Genomic DNA, 16,854 nt, shown 5'->3' on the forward strand with positions numbered 1-16,854 from the left:
CGGGGAACCAGAGGGATCACGATCATGCCGACGTCGCATCTCACCTCTTATCTGCGCTTGCCGGCGCTCGCCGCCTGCGCCTCGCTTGCCTTTCAACCCGTTGTTGCTGCTGAACTTTCCGCGATCGGTCCGGGCGAGGGCCAGGTCGATATCGTCGCCTGGCCGGGCTATATCGAGCGCGGCGAGACCGACAAGGCCTATGACTGGGTGACCGATTTTGAGAAGAAGTCGGGTTGCAAGGTCAATGTGAAGACCGCCGGCACTTCCGACGAGATGGTGGCGCTGATGAATGAGGGCGGCTTCGACCTCGTCACCGCCTCCGGCGACGCCTCCCTCCGCCTCATCGCCGGCAAGAAGGTCGCTCCCATCAACACCAAGCTCATCCCGAGCTGGGGCACGGTCGACAGCCGCCTGCAGGACGCGCCCTGGCACACGGTCAATGGCGTGCATTACGGCGTGCCCTATCAGTGGGGCTCCAACGTGTTGATGTACAACACGGAAGCCTTCAAGGGCGAGGCGCCCAAGAGCTGGAGCGTGGTGTTCGAGGAACAGACGCTGCCGGACGGCAAGTCGAACAAGGGTCGCATCCAGGCCTTTGACGGGCCGATCTACATCGCCGACGCCGCGCTCTATCTCATGGCGACGAAGCCCGAACTCGGCATCAAGGATCCCTATGAGCTGACCGAGGAGCAGTACAAGGCGGCGCTCGACCTCCTGCGCGCCCAGCGCAAGATCGTCCAGCGCTACTGGCACGATGCGATGATCCAGATCGACGACTTCACCAATGAGGGCGTCGTCGCCTCCTCCTCCTGGCCGTTCCAGGTCAACCTGTTGCAGGGCCAGAAGAAACCGATCGCCTCGACCATTCCGAAGGAAGGCGCGACCGGCTGGGCCGACACCACCATGATGCATGTCGACGCCGCTCACCCGAACTGCGCCTATATGTGGATGGAGCACTCGATCAGCCCGAAGGTGCAGGGCGATCTCGCCGCCTGGTTCGGCTCGGTGCCCGCCGTTCCCGCCGCCTGCAAGGGCAATGAACTGCTGGGCGCGGAAGGCTGCGCGACCAACGGCATGGGCGATTTCGAGAAGATCCGCTTCTGGCGCACCCCGGTCGCCAAATGCGCCACCCAGCCCGCCGGTTGCGTGCCTTATTACCGCTGGGTCTCCGACTACATCGCCGTGCTCGGCGGGCGCTGACGTCGCCAGCCCTGCAGCCCAACGGCCCTCTCCCGCCTGCGGGAGAGGGGGGATCAAGTCCGCCTTTGGCGGGATTCTGCGCTGGATCCCGGATCGGCGCTGCGCGCCGCGCAGCTTGTCCGGGAAACCGGCCCCGTGTCCCGCACAAGTGACGCCGGAGGCGGAACGCCGATCCGGGACCACGCGCAAAGCTTCGCGCAGCGTCGCTATCACCAACGGCCCTCGTCGGATTTTTCCTATGCATGTTCATCCACTTACCGCCACCACACCCGCCGTCCGCTTTGCCGGAGTGACCCGGCATTTCGGCGCGGTGCGGGCGGTTGACGGGGTGGATCTCGCCATCGCGCCGGGCGAGTTCTTCGCCATGCTCGGCCCTTCCGGCTCGGGCAAGACGACGTGCCTGCGCCTGATCGCCGGCTTCGAGCAGCCCGACGCCGGCCATATCGAGATTTTCGGCGAGGCGGTCGAGGGGCTGCCGCCCTATCGCCGGCCGGTGAATACGGTGTTTCAGGATTATGCGCTGTTCCCGCATCTCAGCGTCGGCGACAATGTCGCCTATGGGTTGAAGGTGCGCGGTATCGGCCGGGCCGAGAGGGATCGGCTGGCCCGCGAGGCGCTCGCCCTCGTCAAGCTCGCCGGCATGGAAGCGCGCCGCCCGGCGCAATTGTCCGGTGGCCAGCGCCAGCGCGTGGCGCTCGCCCGCGCGCTGGTGGTGCGGCCGAAAGTGCTGCTGCTGGACGAGCCGCTGGGCGCGCTCGATCTCAAGCTGCGCGAGGAAATGCAGAGCGAGCTCAAGAGCTTGCAGCGCGCGCTCGGACTCTCCTTCGTCTTCGTCACGCATGACCAGAGCGAGGCGCTGTCCATGGCGGACCGCGTCGCCGTGTTCAATGAGGGGCGCATCGTGCAGGTCGGCCCGCCGGAAGAGGTCTATGAGCGCCCGGCCACCCGCTTTGTCGCCAGCTTCGTCGGCTCGGCCAATGTGCTCGGCGCGGCGCAAGCGGCGGCGCTCGGTGGCGAGGAAGTGCCCTCCAGCCTGCGGCCGGAAAAGATCGGCCTTGTCGGCTATGGCCTGCCGACGCCGGAAAACGCGGTGCTCGTCAGCGGGCAGGTGACGGACGTGTCCTATCAGGGCCCGGTGCGCCGCGTGTCGGTGCGCGCCGAGGCCGGCCTGTCGCTCACCGCGCTGGTTCCGGCCGCTTCTGCCGGCGTGATGGTGGGCGGCACGGTGCAACTCGCCATTCCGCGCGGCGCGCTCCAGCCGATGGAGGGCGAGCGGTGAGCCTTGCCACACTCGACCTGCCCGCCCCGCGCGACGGGCTGCTGCGCCGGCTCTCCGACCGGCTGGTGCGCCACACGCGGCTGCTGACGCTGCTGCTTCTGGTGCCGCCGCTGCTCTGGCTGGGGCTGATCTATCTCGGCAGCCTGTTCGTCTTCCTCGGCCAGTCGATCTTCTCCATCGACGAGTTCTCCGGCACCATCGTGCGCGAGCCGACAACGGCGACGCTGATCGAGCTGTTCCGTCCGGCCAATTACGACATCGTGCTGCGTACCGTGGCGATTTCCGCTGTGGTGACAGTGCTTTGCGCGGTGATCGCCTTTCCCATCGCCTATTACGCGGCGCGCTATGCTGGCCCGCGCGCCAAGGCGGCGTTCTATCTGGCGGTGATGATGCCGCTGTGGTCGAGCTATCTGGTCAAGGTCTATGGCTGGAAGCTGCTGCTGGCCAAGGAAGGCGCCATTGGCTGGTTCGCCGGGCGGCTCGGCCTCGGCGGGGCGCTGGAAGCCTGGCTCGCCTTGCCGGTGGTAGGCGGGCCCTCGCTCTCGGTCAGCTATACCGGCATGGTGCTGGTGTTTACGTACCTCTGGCTGCCCTTCATGATCCTGCCGGTGCAGGCGGCGCTGGAGCGCGTGCCGAAAAGCCTGATCGAGGCGGCCGGCGATCTCGGCGCCTCCCCTGGCCTCGTGTTCCGCACGGTGATCCTGCCGCTGGCTCTGCCGGGGCTGGTGGCCGGGGCGATCTTCACCTTCTCGCTGACACTGGGCGATTACATCGTGCCGCAGATCATCGGCACCTCGGCTCTGGTGCTCGGCCAGGCGGTCTACATGCAGCAGGGCACGGCTGGAAACATCCCGCTCGCCGCCGCCTTCTCGCTGGTGCCGATCCTCGTCATGGCGCTGTTCCTGACGCTCGCCAAGCGCATGGGGGCGTTCGATGCGCTGTGAGGGGATGAGGAGTGCTGGCCAAAGAGTCTTCGCTGGATCCCGGATCGGCGTTCCGCCTGCGGCGTCACTTGTCCGGGACACGAGCCATTTTCTGTTTCCCGGACAAGCTGCGCGACGCGCAGCGCCGATCCGGGATCCAGCAGAGAAGCCGCCGCAGGCGTCATATGCTGCTTTTGAAGGGAGCACCCGATGACCCGCGCGCCGCTCACCCTCAAGATCGCCGCCCTTGGCGGGTTGGCCTTCCTGCATTTGCCGCTGCTGTTCATCCTGCTCTACTGCTTCACCACCGAAGAGAAGAGCTACGCCTTTCCCCCGCCGGGCTTCACGCTGAAATGGTTCGGCGTGGTGTGGGGGCGGGCGGATATCTGGGCGGCGGTCGGGCTGTCGCTGAAGGTGGCGACCATCGCCACCGCCCTGGCGCTGGTGCTGGGCACGCTCGCCGCCGGGGCGCTGGCGCGCACGCGCTTTTTCGGCCGGGAGCCGATCTCGCTGCTGTTCGTGCTGCCGATCGCCCTGCCGGGCATCGTCACGGGTATCGCGCTGCGTCAGGCCTTCGGGCTGATGGAGATCCCGTTCTCCTTCTGGACCATCGTGCTCGGCCACGCGACCTTCTGCATCGTCGTCGTCTACAATAACGCGGTCGCGCGGCTGCGGCGGCTGTCGCCCTCGCTGATCGAGGCGTCGATGGATCTGGGGGCGGATGCGTTCCAGACCTTCCGCCTCATCGTGCTGCCCAATATCGGCACGGCGCTGCTGGCGGGCGGCATGCTCGCCTTCGCGCTGAGCTTCGATGAAGTCATCGTCACAACCTTCACCGCCGGCCAGCAATCGACATTGCCGATATGGATGCTGTCCGAGCTGATCCGCCCGCGGCAGCGACCGGTCACCAATGTCGTCGCCGTCCTCATCATCATTGTCACCTTCCTCCCCATCCTCGCCGCGTACTATCTGACCCGCGAGGGCGAGGCGGTGGCCGGTTCAGGCAAATAGGAGACGTTCATGGCCGCCCTTTCCGATACGCAAATGCTCATCGGCTCCGAATTCGTCGCCGGCACGGAGACGGTGGAGAACGTCCTCAACCCGAAGACTGAGGAAACATTGATAGATCTGCCTGAGGCATCGGCAGAACAGATAGATGCGGCCGTGAACGCCGCCGACAAGGCGTTCACCACCTGGTCGCGCACCACCCCCGCCGAGCGCTCCTATCTCCTGCTCAAGCTCGCCGACCGCATCGAGGCCGAGGCGGAATCCTTCGCCACGCTGGAGGCGCTCAACTGCGGCAAGCCGCGCCACGCGGTGCTGAATGACGAGATTCCCGGCGTCGTCGACTGTTTCCGCTTCTTCGCCGGTGCCGCGCGCACGCAGCACGGTATGGTGGCGGGCGAGTACATGGCCGGCCACACCTCGATGATCCGGCGCGATCCGATCGGCGTCGTCGCCTCCATTGCGCCGTGGAACTACCCGCTGATGATGGCGGCCTGGAAGCTCGCGCCGGCGCTGGCGGGCGGCAACACGGTGGTCATCAAGCCGTCCGAGCAGACGCCGCTGACGCTGCTGAAGCTCGCCAAGATCATCGCCGACCTCTTCCCCGCGGGCGTGGTCAACGTCGTCGTCGGGCGTGGCGAAAGCGTGGGTAACGCGCTGATCAACCATCCGAAAGTGTCGATGATCTCGCTCACCGGCGATATCGCCACCGGCAAGAAGGTGCTGACCGCCGCCGCCAAGACGGTGAAGCGCACGCATCTCGAGCTTGGCGGCAAGGCTCCCGTCATCGTGTTCGACGATGCCGACATCGCGGCGGTCGTCGAGGGGGTGAAGATCTTCGGCTACTACAATGCCGGGCAGGACTGCACGGCGGCGTGCCGGATCTATGCCGGCGAGAAGGTCTATGAAAAGCTGGTCGCCGACCTCGCTTCCGCCGTCTCGGGGCTGAAATTCGGCCAGACCGACGACACGCAGAACGATATCGGTCCGCTGATCTCTGCCCGCCAGCGCGCCCGCGTCGCCTCCTTCGTCGAGCGCGCCTCCGAGCTCAATCACATCGAGATTGCCACCGGCGGCAAGCTCTCGGGCGGGGCCGGGACCGGCAAGGGCTTCTTCTACGAGCCCACCGTGGTGGCCGGGGCGCTGCAGAGCGACGAGATCGTCCGGCGCGAGGTGTTCGGGCCGGTCGTGTCCGTCACGCGCTTCTCCGATGTCGAGGAAGCGGTGGGGTGGGCCAATGACAGCGATTACGGCCTCGCTTCCTCGGTCTGGACCCGCGATGTCGGCAAGGGCATGGCGACGGCTTCGCGCCTGCAATATGGCTGCACCTGGGTGAACTGCCATTTCATGCTGGTCAGCGAGATGCCGCATGGCGGGCTCAAGCAGTCCGGCTATGGCAAGGATCTCTCCGCCTATGCGCTGGAGGACTACACGGTCGTACGGCACGTCATGGTCAAGAACGGCTGAAGCATCCGGCGCCGATCGGGCGAAACCATCGGCGCCACTCTCAGAAAGGTGTAAGCTAATACCTTGCCGCGCAATTGTGTCCGACTGTCCCCGTTTATGACGGAGAATTAAGTTGGCACGCCATGCGCCGTCTGCTGTGTCGCAGCGTAATATATCTGCCTGCGACAACGGCCAGCGAAGGGGAGCTTATGCGACGTCGGACCGGCCTGATGCTCTGTCTTGCCCTCGTGGTGGGAGGCGGAGCCTTCGCCTACCAGAAGGGATGGCTGGCTGCTCTGCCCGCTTTCAAGGGAGAGGCGGCGGCGCAGGAGCCGCGCGGCGCCGCGCCGCGCATTGCGGTCGAGGTCGCCTCGGCGCGTCAGGCCAATGTGACCACCGACATACGGTCCATCGGTAGTCTGCAGTCCGATGAATCGGTGAAGGTCGCCTCCGAGGTCGCCGGTCGCATTCAGGATATCCGCTTCCGGGAAGGTCAGCACGTCAAGGCGGGCGACGTGCTGATCCAGCTCGACGCAGCGCTGGTGAACGCCTCCCGTGAGGAAACCGAGGCGCGGCTGGAACTCGCCAAGGCGAATTACGAGCGGGCGCAGCGCCTGCAGCAGAGCGGTTCTGGCACGGCGCGGGCACTCGATGAGGCGCGGGCCGAGCTGAACACGGCGAATGCGCTGCTCGATTCCCAGCGGGTGCAGATCGCCAAGCACACGATCACCGCGCCGTTCGATGGAACGGTGGGTCTGCGCTCGGTTTCCCCCGGCGCTTACATCGCCATCGGCACGGAGCTGGTGAATCTGGAGAAGATCGACACCCTCAAGGTCGACTTCAAGGTGCCGGAAACCCAGCTCGGGCGCGTGGCTGCCGACCAGTCCGTGGACGTGATGGTGGATGCGCTGCCTGGACGTAGCTTCACCGGCACCGTCTACGCCATCGATCCGCTGATCGACGTGAACGGGCGTGCGCTCAGCGTCCGCGCCCGCCTGCCCAATCCCGACCTCACGCTCCGCCCGGGTCTGTTCGTGCGCGTGGTGCTGAAGGGTCGTGATGTGCGCAGCTCCGTCTTCGTGCCGGAGAGCGCTGTCGTGCCGCGGGGGCAGGAGCGGCTTGTCTGGGTGATTGAGGCCGGTAAGGCCTTGCAGAAAAAGGTGATTCTGGGCGAGCGCCAGGCCGGTGAGGTGGAGGTTGTGAGCGGCCTTCAGGCCGGCGCGACCGTGGTCACCGCCGGGCAGGGACGGCTGCGTCCCAATGCGGCTGTCGATATCGTGAGCGCCCCGCCGGCTCCGCAGAGCTGAGGAGGCGAGGATGGGACTTCCCGAGATCTGCATTCGCCGCCCGGTCTTCGCGACCGTGCTCAGCCTGCTGATGGTGCTGGTCGGCATCGTCGCCTATAGCCGTCTCACGGTGCGCGAATACCCGAACATCGACGAACCGGTGGTTTCCGTCGTCACCAGCTACACCGGCGCGTCGGCGAGCATCGTCGAGACGCAGGTCACGCAGGTTCTGGAAGGCTCGATCGCCGGTATCGAGGGCATCGACGTTCTCGAATCCACCAGCCGCTCGGAATCCAGCCGCATCACCGTGCGCTTCCGCCCGGAGATCAACCCGGACGTCGCGGCCAGCGACGTGCGCGATCGTGTCAGCCGCGTGCGCCAGCGTCTGCCGGACGAGATCGACGAGCCGGTGATCTCCAAGGTCGAGGCGGACGCGCAGCCCGTCGTCTTCGTCGTGTTCCGTTCCGACCGGATGAACGGGTTGGAGCTGACCGACTACATCGACCGCTATGTGGTCGACCGCTTCAAGAACCTCACCGGCGTCGCCGACGTGCAGATCTATGGCGAGCGGCGCTACGCCATGCGGGTGTGGATCGACCGTGAGCGCCTCGCTTCCTATGCGCTGACGGTGCAGGACATCGAGGACTCGCTGCGGGCGCAGAATGTCGAGATCCCGTCCGGGCGCATCGAAAGCACGGATCGTGAGTTCAACGTGCTCTCGCGCACCGCGCTGTCGACGGTCGATCAGTTCAACGACATCGTGGTGAAGCGGGCCGACGGCGCGCAGGTGCGCCTCGGCGAGGTCGCGAGGGTCGAACTCGGCGCGGCCGATGAACGGCGCTCTAGCCGCTTCCAGGGCGCGCAGGCAATCATCGTCGGCATCATCAAGCAGGCGGTGGCCAACCCGCTCGACGTCTCCTCCGGCGTGCGCGGCGTGCTGCCGGCAGTGAACCAGAGCCTGCCCGAAGGCATGAGCGCGACGGTCGGCAATGACAACGCCGTGTTCATCGACCGCTCGATCAAGTCGGTGTTCCACACCATCTTCGAGGCGGTGGTGCTGGTGGTGCTAGTGATCGTGCTGTTCCTGCGGTCCTGGCGTGCCTCGCTCATCCCCATCGTCACCATCCCGATCTCGCTGGTGACCACCTTCGCGATCATGTACGCGCTGGGTTTCAGCGTGAACACGCTGACCCTGCTGGCCATGGTGCTGGCCATCGGCCTGGTGGTGGATGACGCCATCGTCGTGCTGGAGAATATTTTCCGGCACATCGAGCATGGCATGAAGCCGATCCCCGCCGCCATCAAGGGCTCGCGCGAGATCGGTTTCGCGGTCATCGCCATGACGCTGACGCTCGCCGCGGTTTACGCCCCGGTGGCGTTCGCCTCGGGGCGCACCGGACGGCTGTTCCTGGAATTTGCCCTGACACTCGCCGGAGCCGTGCTCATCTCCGGTTTCGTCGCGCTGTCGCTGACGCCGATGATGTGCTCGCGGCTTCTTCGGCATGAGGCAAAGCCGGGCCGCGTCTCCGCCTTCATCGAGCGCGGTCTCAGTGGGCTCGAGAACGGCTATCGCCGCTGGCTGACTGCAACGCTCAAGGTACGCCCGCTGGTGCTGCTTGTGGCGCTGCTCGTTGGCGCATCAAGCGGTGTGCTGCTTTATGTCCTGCCCTCCGAACTCTCGCCGGTCGAGGATCGCGGCATCGTCCGCGTTACCGGCAGCGGGCCCGAAGGTTCGACGCTCGGCTACACCTCGCGCTACACCAACCAGATCGACGGAATCGTGAACAAGATTCCGGAGATCGACAGCGTGCTCATCATCAACGGCATGCCCGAGGTGAACCGGTTCCTCGTCATCGGTCGCCTCAAGGACTGGAACGAGCGCGACCGCCGGCAGCAGGAGATTGTCGCCGCCACCTCGCCGCAGCTGCGGCGCATCGCCGGCGTGAATGCCTACGCCAATAATCCCGCCTCGCTCGGCGCTTCCAATAATTCGCGCCCCATCGAGTTCGTGCTGCAGACCTCGGGCACCTATGAGGAGCTCGACCAGTATGTCGACCGCTTCCTCGCGCGCGTCGCCGATTACCCCGGCCTGACCAGCGTCGAGAGCGACCTCAAGCTCAACAAGCCGGAGATTTCCATCACGGTGGATCGCGCCAAGGCGGCCGATCTGGGCATCGACGTCTCCGCGCTTGGTCGCACGCTCGAGAGCCTGCTCGGCGGGCGGCAGGTCACGCGCTTTGAGGTGAGCGGCGAGCAGTATGACGTCTATGTCCAGCTGGACGCACAGGACCGCGCCTCCCCGGCCACGCTCGACACGATCTACCTGCGGTCGGCGAGCGGTGACATGGTGCAGCTCTCCAACCTTGTAACGGTGCGTGAGACGGTAGCGCCCCAGGAGCTGAAGCGCTTCAACCAGCTGCGTTCAGCGACCATCTCGGCCAATCTCGCGCCCGGTTTCGCGCAGGGCGAGGCGCTGGCATTCCTCGACGAGACCGCCCGCGATATCCTGCCGCAGACAGTGCAAACGGATGTGGCTGGCCAGAGCCGTGAATTCCGGGCGACGGGCCAGAGTCTGCTCGTCGTGTTCATCCTGGCGCTCGGCTTCATCTATCTGGTGCTGGCGGCGCAGTTTGAGAGCTTCCGCGATCCGGTCATCATCATGCTGACGGTGCCACTGTCGATGACGGGAGCGCTGGCGGCGCTCTACCTCACCGGCGGGACGCTCAACGTCTATTCGCAGATCGGCCTCGTCACCCTCGTCGGTCTCATCACCAAGCACGGCATCCTGATCGTCGAGTTCGCCAACCAGCAGCAGGAGGCCGGTCACGACCGGCTCGGCGCGGTGATCGAATCGGCGGTGCTGCGTCTGCGGCCGATCCTGATGACCACAGGCGCCATGGTGCTCGGCGCGGTCCCGCTGGCGCTCGCGACGGGTGCCGGCGCCGAGAGCCGGTCGCAGATCGGCTGGGTCATTGTGGGCGGGATGACGCTCGGGACAGTGCTCACTCTCTTCGTCGTTCCCGCCGTCTATTCGCTGATCGGCCGCATCCATCATGTGGCCCATGCCGAGATCGCGCCGGGCCTCGTCCACAGCCCGGCCGAATAGAACCTTTCTCATCTTTCCGAGCCCAAGCGCCGCGTGCAGGCCTTTGCCTGCACGCGCTGCGTGCTTTGCGCTCTTTTCCACCCGTCCCGTTAGGGGTGCGGGTCGTTTCAGCAACGCTAGTTCATATAATCGTTCAAAAGAGGGTCTTCTCTTAGAGTTAATCTAAAAGATGGCTTTCTTTGAAACTATTTAAACTAACGAATACATTAATTGACTCAAGTTTTTGCTCAAATTAAGCAGTCATTCGAGTTCATCGGGGCGCGAGTCCCGAATCTTCAAATATTGGGGGCGGCTTGGGGTGAGAACTCCGACGCGCGCCGGCTTGGGGACACCGAATGACACGCACGCGCCACCACACCCGCACCCGTCGTGCACTCTCGCTGGGCGTCTCCCTCCTGACGCTCGCTGTGGCGGCGCCCGCGCTGGCGCAGCAGGCGGCCTCGACGACGCAGGTGGTTGCCACCGACGAGTTCGTCGAGCTTGATCCCGTCACCGTCGTTGCCACCCTCACGCCGGAAAGCTGGATTGATACGCTGGCCGCGGTCAGTGTCGTGCGACCCGACGATCTTGAGATGATCATGCCCGTTCGGACGCAGGATCTCTTCCTCGGCATGCCCGGCGTCACCGCCATCCAGAACGGCAATTCGAGCCAGACGGCGATCAACATTCGCGGTCTGCAGGATTTCGGTCGCGTGGCGGTGATCATTGACGGGGCCCGTCAGAACTTCACCCAGCTCGGCCACGGCAACGGCGCGGGCACCTTCTTCGTCGAACCGGGCCTCATCTCGGATGTCGACGTGGTGCGCGGCCCGGTGTCGAACATTTACGGCTCCGGCGCGATTGGCGGCGTGGTGACGATGCGCACCAAGGATGCGGACGACATCATCGCGGCGGGCAATAGCTGGGGCGTCGAAGCCGATGCCGAAGGCGGCACCAACGGCCCGATGGGCTATGGTTCGCTGCTGGCGGCGGCTCATGTCGGCCAGAACATTGATGTGCTGTTCGGCGGCACCTACCGCAACCAGGATGATTACAAGGACGGCGACGGCGATGTCGTGGCCGACACCGGCTACGAGACCTGGACCGGCCTCGCCAAGGTCACGGTCCGCCCGGCCGACTTCCACGAGGTCAAGCTGAGCTTCCTCAATTATGAGAGCCAGTACGACACCAGCAGCAGCGCCACGTCGACAGCGACCGTCTACGGCACCGATGTTGCCAACCGCACCCTCACGCTGAGCTGGAACTACCAGAACCCCGACGACAAGCTGGTTGACTGGCGTTCGGCGGTCTACTGGAACCAGGTCGATCAGGACCAGGTCAAGGTGGCCGGCAGCGCCAGCGCGATCACGGGCGCGATCGGCGATCCCCGCAGCTTCGTGATCAACACGGTCGGCTTCGACGCCAACAACACCAGCCGCTTCGACTGGGGTTCGGTGGAGAACGCCATCACCTATGGTGGCGACTATTTCCACGACGACGTGAACAACACCGACGATTATGGCTTCGGTGACGGCTACAACCCCTCGGGCGAGCGCGGTGTGGGCGGCGCCTTCGTGCAGTGGAAGGCGAACTACTCCACCTGGCTCGAGGCCATCGCCGCGCTGCGCTACGACGCCTACTCGCTGAGCTCCGATGCGGGCGGCACGGATGGCAGCCGTGTCTCGCCGAAGTTCACTGTGGGTGTGACGCCGGTTGAATGGCTGACCGTTTACGCCACCTATGCGGAAGGCTATCGCGCGCCGACCGTTACCGAGGCGCTGGTCTCTGGCGCTCACCCGGCCTTCTTCACCGGCGGCCTTGAACCCTTCACGTTCGTCGCCAATCCCGATCTCGAAGCTGAAGTCGGAAAGAACAAGGAAATCGGCGTCAACATCAAGCAGGACAACCTGTTCAAGGGCGGCGACACGCTGAGGGTTAAGGCGAACTACTACCAGAACGATGTCGACAATTACATCGAGCTGGTGACGTATGGCGGCCCTGCCTGCATTTACTCGGTGCGTGGGCGCTGCGTCTCCTACAACTCCTATTCGCTGGCGCAGTACCAGAACGTCGAGGAGGCGCGCCTGCGCGGCTTCGAATTCGAGGGCACCTATGATGCGCGCCAGTGGTTCCTGAAGCTGTCTGGCCAGACCACCGAAGGCGAAGTCACGGCGGGCCCCGATTCCGGCCAGCCGCTGTCGACCATCCCGCCTGATCAGATCACCACCACACTCGGCTTCCGCTTCCTGGATGAGAAGCTGACGCTGGCGGTCAGCTGGACGGCGGTGGCGGCGGTGACGGCGGACGACCTTCCGGACAATTCGGTCTATGAGCCTACCGACAGCTTCAATCTTGTCAGCCTCTATGCGGGCTACCAGCCGAACGCCAACACGCTGTGGCGCGTCTCGGTGGAAAATCTGCTGGATGAACAATATACGCAGTACGAGAATTTCCTCCCCAGCGCTGGCCTGACGGTGAAGGCCGGCTTGACCATTCGATTTGGCGGCGGCGAGGTGGCACAGGCGTCGCCTGCGCTCATCACCAAGTGAGTGCGGCGGTGTCGGGAACAGATGACGTGAAGGCGGACACAATGACCATCGTGACGGATATCCAGCCGGACACTCGCGCCAAGCGGCTGAAGGCGGCGACAACGGCGGCGCATGAAGTGGTGGATACCACCGTCATGAGTGCGCAGCCCTTCGCCAGTCGCGCGAATTATGAGCGCTTCCTGCGTTTCCAGTACCGGCTGCATCGTCATGTCGAGCCGCTCTACGCCGCGCCGGCGTTCCAGACCCTGTTGCCGGACCTTGCGGAGCGCTCGCGCCTCGACGCGCTGGAGCAGGATTTCGCCGATCTCGGCGTGACGGCGCCGGTTGCCGACTTCGGCCCGGAGCGTCCGCTGGCCGAGGCCCTGGGCTGGCTCTATGTGGTCGAGGGCTCGAACATGGGCGCGGCCTTCCTTGCCAAGGACGCGGCCAAGATCGGCTTCTCCAGCGAGTTTGGTGCCCGCCACCTCGCGGGCCACGCCGAGGGGCGGGGCCTGCACTGGCGCCGCTTCACAGCGGGCCTGGATTCGGTCGAACTGACCGAAGCCGAGGAGCGCGCGGCCGAGGTCGCTGCCACGGCGGCCTTCAACCACGTGCTGGAACTCGTTCGGCAGGAAATGCTCTGAGCTCAAGGCTCATCAAGCTGGCCGGACGAGTGCCTCGCCCGGCCGCAGCGTCAGTGTTCCACCGACTGCGGCAGCAGGAACGGTGCCGCCGGGGTCCATCCGACCCGTGCCTGCACCCCGTAGAGCGCATGAATGGTCGCGTCCGTGAGGACAGTGCCCGGCGCGCCATCCGCCAGCACCGTGCCATCCCGCATCGCCACGATCGTATCGGCGGCCATAGCCGCGAGATTGAGATCGTGCAGAACGGCGAGTACGCCCACGCCCTCCTCTGCCGCCAGCGTCCGCAGATGCCGGATGACGAGCAGCTGCTGGGCTAGGTCCAGGCTGGCGGTCGGCTCGTCCAGCAGTAGATAGCCGGGGCGGGTGCCGCCCGCGAGCTGTGCCAGCGCCCGGGCGATTTGCACACGCTGGCGCTCGCCTCCCGACAATTCGTCATAGGGCCGGGCCTCGAATCCTCCGAGCTGCACCTGATCGAGCACCCTGCGGATAAGCCGGGCGCTCTCGCGGCTACCCTCGGAGCCGATCGCGACAATTTCCGCCACTGTGAACGGAAAGGCGAGCTGGGCGCTCTGCGGCACCACGGCCCTGAGACTGGCGAGCTCAAAGGGACGAAGCTGGCGGATATCGGTTCCCGCGAGGCGGACGTCGCCGGCGTGCGGTCGATGCTCGCCCGCGAGCACTTTCAGTAGCGTCGATTTTCCCGCTCCGTTCGGGCCAATCAGCACGGTCACGCGGCCGGGCACCACACGCACGGAAGCGCCGGAGAGCAGGCTGCGGCGCCCGGCGCGGAAATGGACATCGCGGGCTTCGTACATACCTGCTCCTATCCGAACAGCGCTGCGCGGCGCTTCAGCAGAAGACCGATGAAGAAGGGCGCGCCGAGTGCCGCCGTGACCACGCCAAGCGGCAGTTCGGCGGGGCTGGCGATCGTGCGCGCCACGACATCCGCCCCGAGTAGCAGCGCGCCGCCCAGCAGGCCGGCGGCCGGCAGGAGCATCCGGTGTCCCGGCCCCATGGCGAGGCGGATGAGGTGAGGCACCACCAGTCCAACGAAACCGATCACCCCCGCCACCGCAACGGCCGCCCCAGTCCCGGCAGCGATCGCGGCGATGGCCAGAGCTTTCGTCCACTGAACATTCACGCCGACATGGAAGGCCTCGGCTTCGCCGAGGGCGAGCGCGTCGAGCGCCCGGCCAAGACGCGCGGCGACGAGAGCAAGCAGCGCCATGAAGGGCAACATGCTCGCCACCTTGTGCCAGGTCGCGCCGCCGAGGCTGCCGAACGACCAGAAGGTGAAGTCGCGCAATTGCTGGTCCGACGCCATGAACACCATCAGCCCGGTGCCGGCGGCGGCGAGCGCGCCGATGGCGATGCCGGCGAACAGCATGGTGGGAATGGATGTGCGGCCCTGATGCGTGGCGATGGCGTAGAGCCCCAACGTGGCAGCGAGTGCCCCGAGAAAGGCCATCAGGGGCAGGCCGGCTTCGGCCAGCAGTCCCGGCATCAGCGGCGCGAGGTGGGCGCCGAGTACAATCCAGATGACGGCTCCCAGTGCGGCGCCATTGGAAATCCCAATGAGCGCGGGATCGGCGAGAGGATTGCGGAAGATGCCCTGCATCAGCGCGCCCGCCACGGCAATGCCGCCGCCAACCAGCATTCCCAGCAGCGTGCGCGGGAGGCGGATGTCCAGCACGATGACGCTCTCACGCAGGCTGACGCCGCTCGGCTGTGTGCCGCTTAACGCGCCGAGCAGAATCTCGAGCACGCGGCGGGGTGCGATGGTGACCGGTCCGATCGCCAGTGAGGCCAGGAAGGCGAGGAGGAGGAGCGCCCCGCATACCAGCAGCCCTTGCCGCGTGCTGCCGACCCAGCGCGCCGATCGGGCTGCGGCAAGGTGCGATGCTTGTGCGTCGCTCATCAGCGAGTCCTCGGTCTCACGGTGCCGCCGGCGCTGTCCAAGGATGGTTCGGGAGGGTCGCCAGCTCCAGTTCGGGGTAGATCAGTGCCGCGAGATCGCGGGCTGCCTGGGGCGTGCGTGGGCCAAATCCCAGCAGATATCCGCCATCCAACCGATAGAGCCGCTTCGCCGTCGCCGCGGGCGAGCCGGCAAAGGCTGGCATGGCGGCGATCGCGTCATCGCCTACCGCGTGGTTGCTGTCCTTCATCAGGATGATCGCATAGGGCTGGGCGCCGAGAACCGCCTCGTCAACGGCGGGCTTATAACCATTGACCGCGCGCATGGCGTTCTCGACACCCGCCAGCGCGAAGATCGCGTCGGCACTAGTATGCGCGCCACCGACCACTGGTGCGGTTCCCGAAGCTGACAGGACAAAGGCCGCGCTGCGTGGGCTCGTGATGCGGGCCCGCTGGGCGGCGAGCGCGGCGAAATCCTGCTCAACTGCCTGCGCCAGCGCGGCGCCGCGTTCCGGTACGCCGGCAAGATCAGCTACCCGGCGGATATTGGCGACGACACTGCCGGCATCCCGTGGCTCGGGGACGGTCTCGAAGGGCACGGCGGCGCCCTTGAGCACTTTCACCGCGTCCGGAGGCCCCGCGCCCTCAAGCGCGATGATGAGGCTTGGCCCCGCCGACAGCACGCCTTCCGGCGACAAGGCGCGCATATAACCGACATTCGGCTTGGTCTTCAGGGCCTCGGGTGGATAGGTGCTGGATGTGTCTACCGCCACGATGCGATCGCCGACGCCCAGCGCATAGAGAATCTCGGTAACAGCGCCGCCAATGGCGACGATGCGTGAGGTGTCACGCGGCGTGGGCGCGGATTGAGCCCGCACGGGTTCGAGCGAAGCCGTCAGGACCAGGAGAGCCATGCCAAGCGCCAAGGACCAAGGAAGGTGCGGGCTCAAGCGCATGATGGGTATCTCCAGCATCGAGGCGACACCCGTGCAGGGCAGTCGTCCCGACACTGATAAGGCCTCGCAGATGGATGGTGAAATGATATCTCGTTGAAGCTAAATAATTGGAATTATTAGAATAATAATCAAGGTGGTGTTGTCTGTCCGGTCTTTGAGTCGATGCGGAACCCGCCACTCCGCGCGAATCGCCTGCTGGAACATACGTTGTCCAGGAACTCGTCGCGTTCAACGAAGGGGTATCTAGTAACCGGGATTTTGATACAGGAGGGGCGCGCTCCACCGTCATTTATTGCTCAATATGTTGGCCCGAAACCGTCCAGCAAAATATTGATTTATAAAGCATTTTTCTCTTTTCGCGCAGAGCGCGCGCCTTGACGTGTGTCGGTGGGTCTAACCTTTTGCCTTGCTCTGGCTGTAGATTTGTCCAATGCTAAAGTGAAAGATCGTGGATGGTGCGTTAGGGTCGTTACGTGGTTTGGGTGCCTTACGTAGATAAACCTAAGTCTATTTGGCCCAATGCTCGGTTGCCCCGCTCTGCTATCCTTAAGGTTCCTGCAGCGGCAGGGCCAACGCCTTGGCTTCAGG

12 protein-coding genes are annotated in these 16,854 nt (G+C 65.3%); 9 read left to right on the top strand and 3 right to left on the bottom strand.

Annotated elements, in window-relative coordinates:
• The first annotated feature begins 24 nt into the window (after positions 1 to 24).
• The 9 genes from OU996_RS09410 (at position 25) to OU996_RS09450 (ending at position 13,396) form a co-directional block, all read left to right on the top strand.
• On the top strand, positions 25 to 1,200 hold the full coding sequence (locus tag OU996_RS09410) for an ABC transporter substrate-binding protein (RefSeq protein WP_267585335.1): 1,176 nt from the start codon (positions 25 to 27) through the stop codon (positions 1,198 to 1,200).
• Positions 1,201 to 1,438: 238 nt separating this feature from the next.
• Positions 1,439 to 2,479, top strand: coding sequence for an ABC transporter ATP-binding protein (locus OU996_RS09415; RefSeq protein ID WP_267585336.1), 1,041 nt, complete (start codon positions 1,439 to 1,441; stop codon positions 2,477 to 2,479).
• A complete protein-coding gene (locus OU996_RS09420) occupies positions 2,476 to 3,423 on the top strand; it encodes an ABC transporter permease (RefSeq protein ID WP_267585337.1) in 948 nt (315 codons plus the stop codon). Before OU996_RS09415 ends, OU996_RS09420 begins: the two co-directional genes overlap by 4 nt.
• 189 nt (positions 3,424 to 3,612) lie before the next feature.
• Positions 3,613 to 4,413 (top strand): ABC transporter permease, encoded by an 801-nt coding sequence (locus tag OU996_RS09425; RefSeq protein ID WP_267585338.1) that lies wholly within the window; start codon positions 3,613 to 3,615, stop codon positions 4,411 to 4,413.
• A gap of 9 nt (positions 4,414 to 4,422) precedes the next feature.
• A complete protein-coding gene (locus tag OU996_RS09430) occupies positions 4,423 to 5,874 on the top strand; it encodes a gamma-aminobutyraldehyde dehydrogenase (RefSeq protein WP_267585339.1) in 1,452 nt (483 codons plus the stop codon).
• Positions 5,875 to 6,083: 209 nt separating this feature from the next.
• On the top strand, positions 6,084 to 7,160 hold the full coding sequence (locus tag OU996_RS09435; RefSeq protein WP_267585340.1) for an efflux RND transporter periplasmic adaptor subunit: 1,077 nt from the start codon (positions 6,084 to 6,086) through the stop codon (positions 7,158 to 7,160).
• A 10-nt stretch (positions 7,161 to 7,170) separates the two neighbouring features.
• Positions 7,171 to 10,245, top strand: a complete 3,075-nt coding sequence (locus OU996_RS09440; protein WP_267585341.1) for an efflux RND transporter permease subunit — start codon at positions 7,171 to 7,173, stop codon at positions 10,243 to 10,245.
• A gap of 335 nt (positions 10,246 to 10,580) precedes the next feature.
• Positions 10,581 to 12,773 (top strand): TonB-dependent hemoglobin/transferrin/lactoferrin family receptor, encoded by a 2,193-nt coding sequence (locus OU996_RS09445; protein ID WP_267585342.1) that lies wholly within the window; start codon positions 10,581 to 10,583, stop codon positions 12,771 to 12,773.
• Between the two features lie 41 nt (positions 12,774 to 12,814).
• On the top strand, positions 12,815 to 13,396 hold the full coding sequence (locus OU996_RS09450; RefSeq protein WP_267585343.1) for a biliverdin-producing heme oxygenase: 582 nt from the start codon (positions 12,815 to 12,817) through the stop codon (positions 13,394 to 13,396).
• A gap of 50 nt (positions 13,397 to 13,446) precedes the next feature.
• On the opposite strand, the gene OU996_RS09455 is transcribed toward OU996_RS09450, so the two are convergent.
• The 3 genes from OU996_RS09455 to OU996_RS09465 are packed head-to-tail and all read right to left on the bottom strand — an operon-like array spanning position 13,447 to position 16,284.
• On the bottom strand, positions 13,447 to 14,211 hold the full coding sequence (locus OU996_RS09455) for a heme ABC transporter ATP-binding protein (protein WP_267585344.1): 765 nt from the start codon (positions 14,209 to 14,211) through the stop codon (positions 13,447 to 13,449).
• A gap of 8 nt (positions 14,212 to 14,219) precedes the next feature.
• Positions 14,220 to 15,314, bottom strand: a complete 1,095-nt coding sequence (locus OU996_RS09460) for a FecCD family ABC transporter permease (protein WP_267585345.1) — start codon at positions 15,312 to 15,314, stop codon at positions 14,220 to 14,222.
• Positions 15,315 to 15,330: 16 nt separating this feature from the next.
• On the bottom strand, positions 15,331 to 16,284 hold the full coding sequence (locus tag OU996_RS09465) for a heme/hemin ABC transporter substrate-binding protein (protein WP_267585346.1): 954 nt from the start codon (positions 16,282 to 16,284) through the stop codon (positions 15,331 to 15,333).
• Positions 16,285 to 16,854: the final 570 nt, after the last annotated feature.

This window comes from Ancylobacter sp. SL191, assembly GCF_026625645.1.
In the GTDB taxonomy this organism is placed as follows: domain Bacteria; phylum Pseudomonadota; class Alphaproteobacteria; order Rhizobiales; family Xanthobacteraceae; genus Ancylobacter.

Excerpts from the sequence above, each read along its gene's own strand:
- OU996_RS09440 (WP_267585341.1), top strand. The coding sequence starts at position 7,171 with ATGGGACTTCCCGAGATCTGCATTCGCCGCCCGGTCTTCGCGACCGTG.
- OU996_RS09430 (WP_267585339.1), top strand. The coding sequence starts at position 4,423 with ATGGCCGCCCTTTCCGATACGCAAATGCTCATCGGCTCCGAATTCGTC.
- OU996_RS09415 (WP_267585336.1), top strand. The coding sequence starts at position 1,439 with ATGCATGTTCATCCACTTACCGCCACCACACCCGCCGTCCGCTTTGCC.
- OU996_RS09445 (WP_267585342.1), top strand. The coding sequence starts at position 10,581 with ATGACACGCACGCGCCACCACACCCGCACCCGTCGTGCACTCTCGCTG.
- OU996_RS09460 (WP_267585345.1), bottom strand. The coding sequence starts at position 15,314 with ATGAGCGACGCACAAGCATCGCACCTTGCCGCAGCCCGATCGGCGCGC.
- OU996_RS09410 (WP_267585335.1), top strand. The coding sequence starts at position 25 with ATGCCGACGTCGCATCTCACCTCTTATCTGCGCTTGCCGGCGCTCGCC.
- OU996_RS09435 (WP_267585340.1), top strand. The coding sequence starts at position 6,084 with ATGCTCTGTCTTGCCCTCGTGGTGGGAGGCGGAGCCTTCGCCTACCAG.
- OU996_RS09465 (WP_267585346.1), bottom strand. The coding sequence starts at position 16,284 with ATGCTGGAGATACCCATCATGCGCTTGAGCCCGCACCTTCCTTGGTCC.
- OU996_RS09455 (WP_267585344.1), bottom strand. The coding sequence starts at position 14,211 with ATGTACGAAGCCCGCGATGTCCATTTCCGCGCCGGGCGCCGCAGCCTG.
- OU996_RS09425 (WP_267585338.1), top strand. The coding sequence starts at position 3,613 with ATGACCCGCGCGCCGCTCACCCTCAAGATCGCCGCCCTTGGCGGGTTG.
- OU996_RS09450 (WP_267585343.1), top strand. The coding sequence starts at position 12,815 with ATGACCATCGTGACGGATATCCAGCCGGACACTCGCGCCAAGCGGCTG.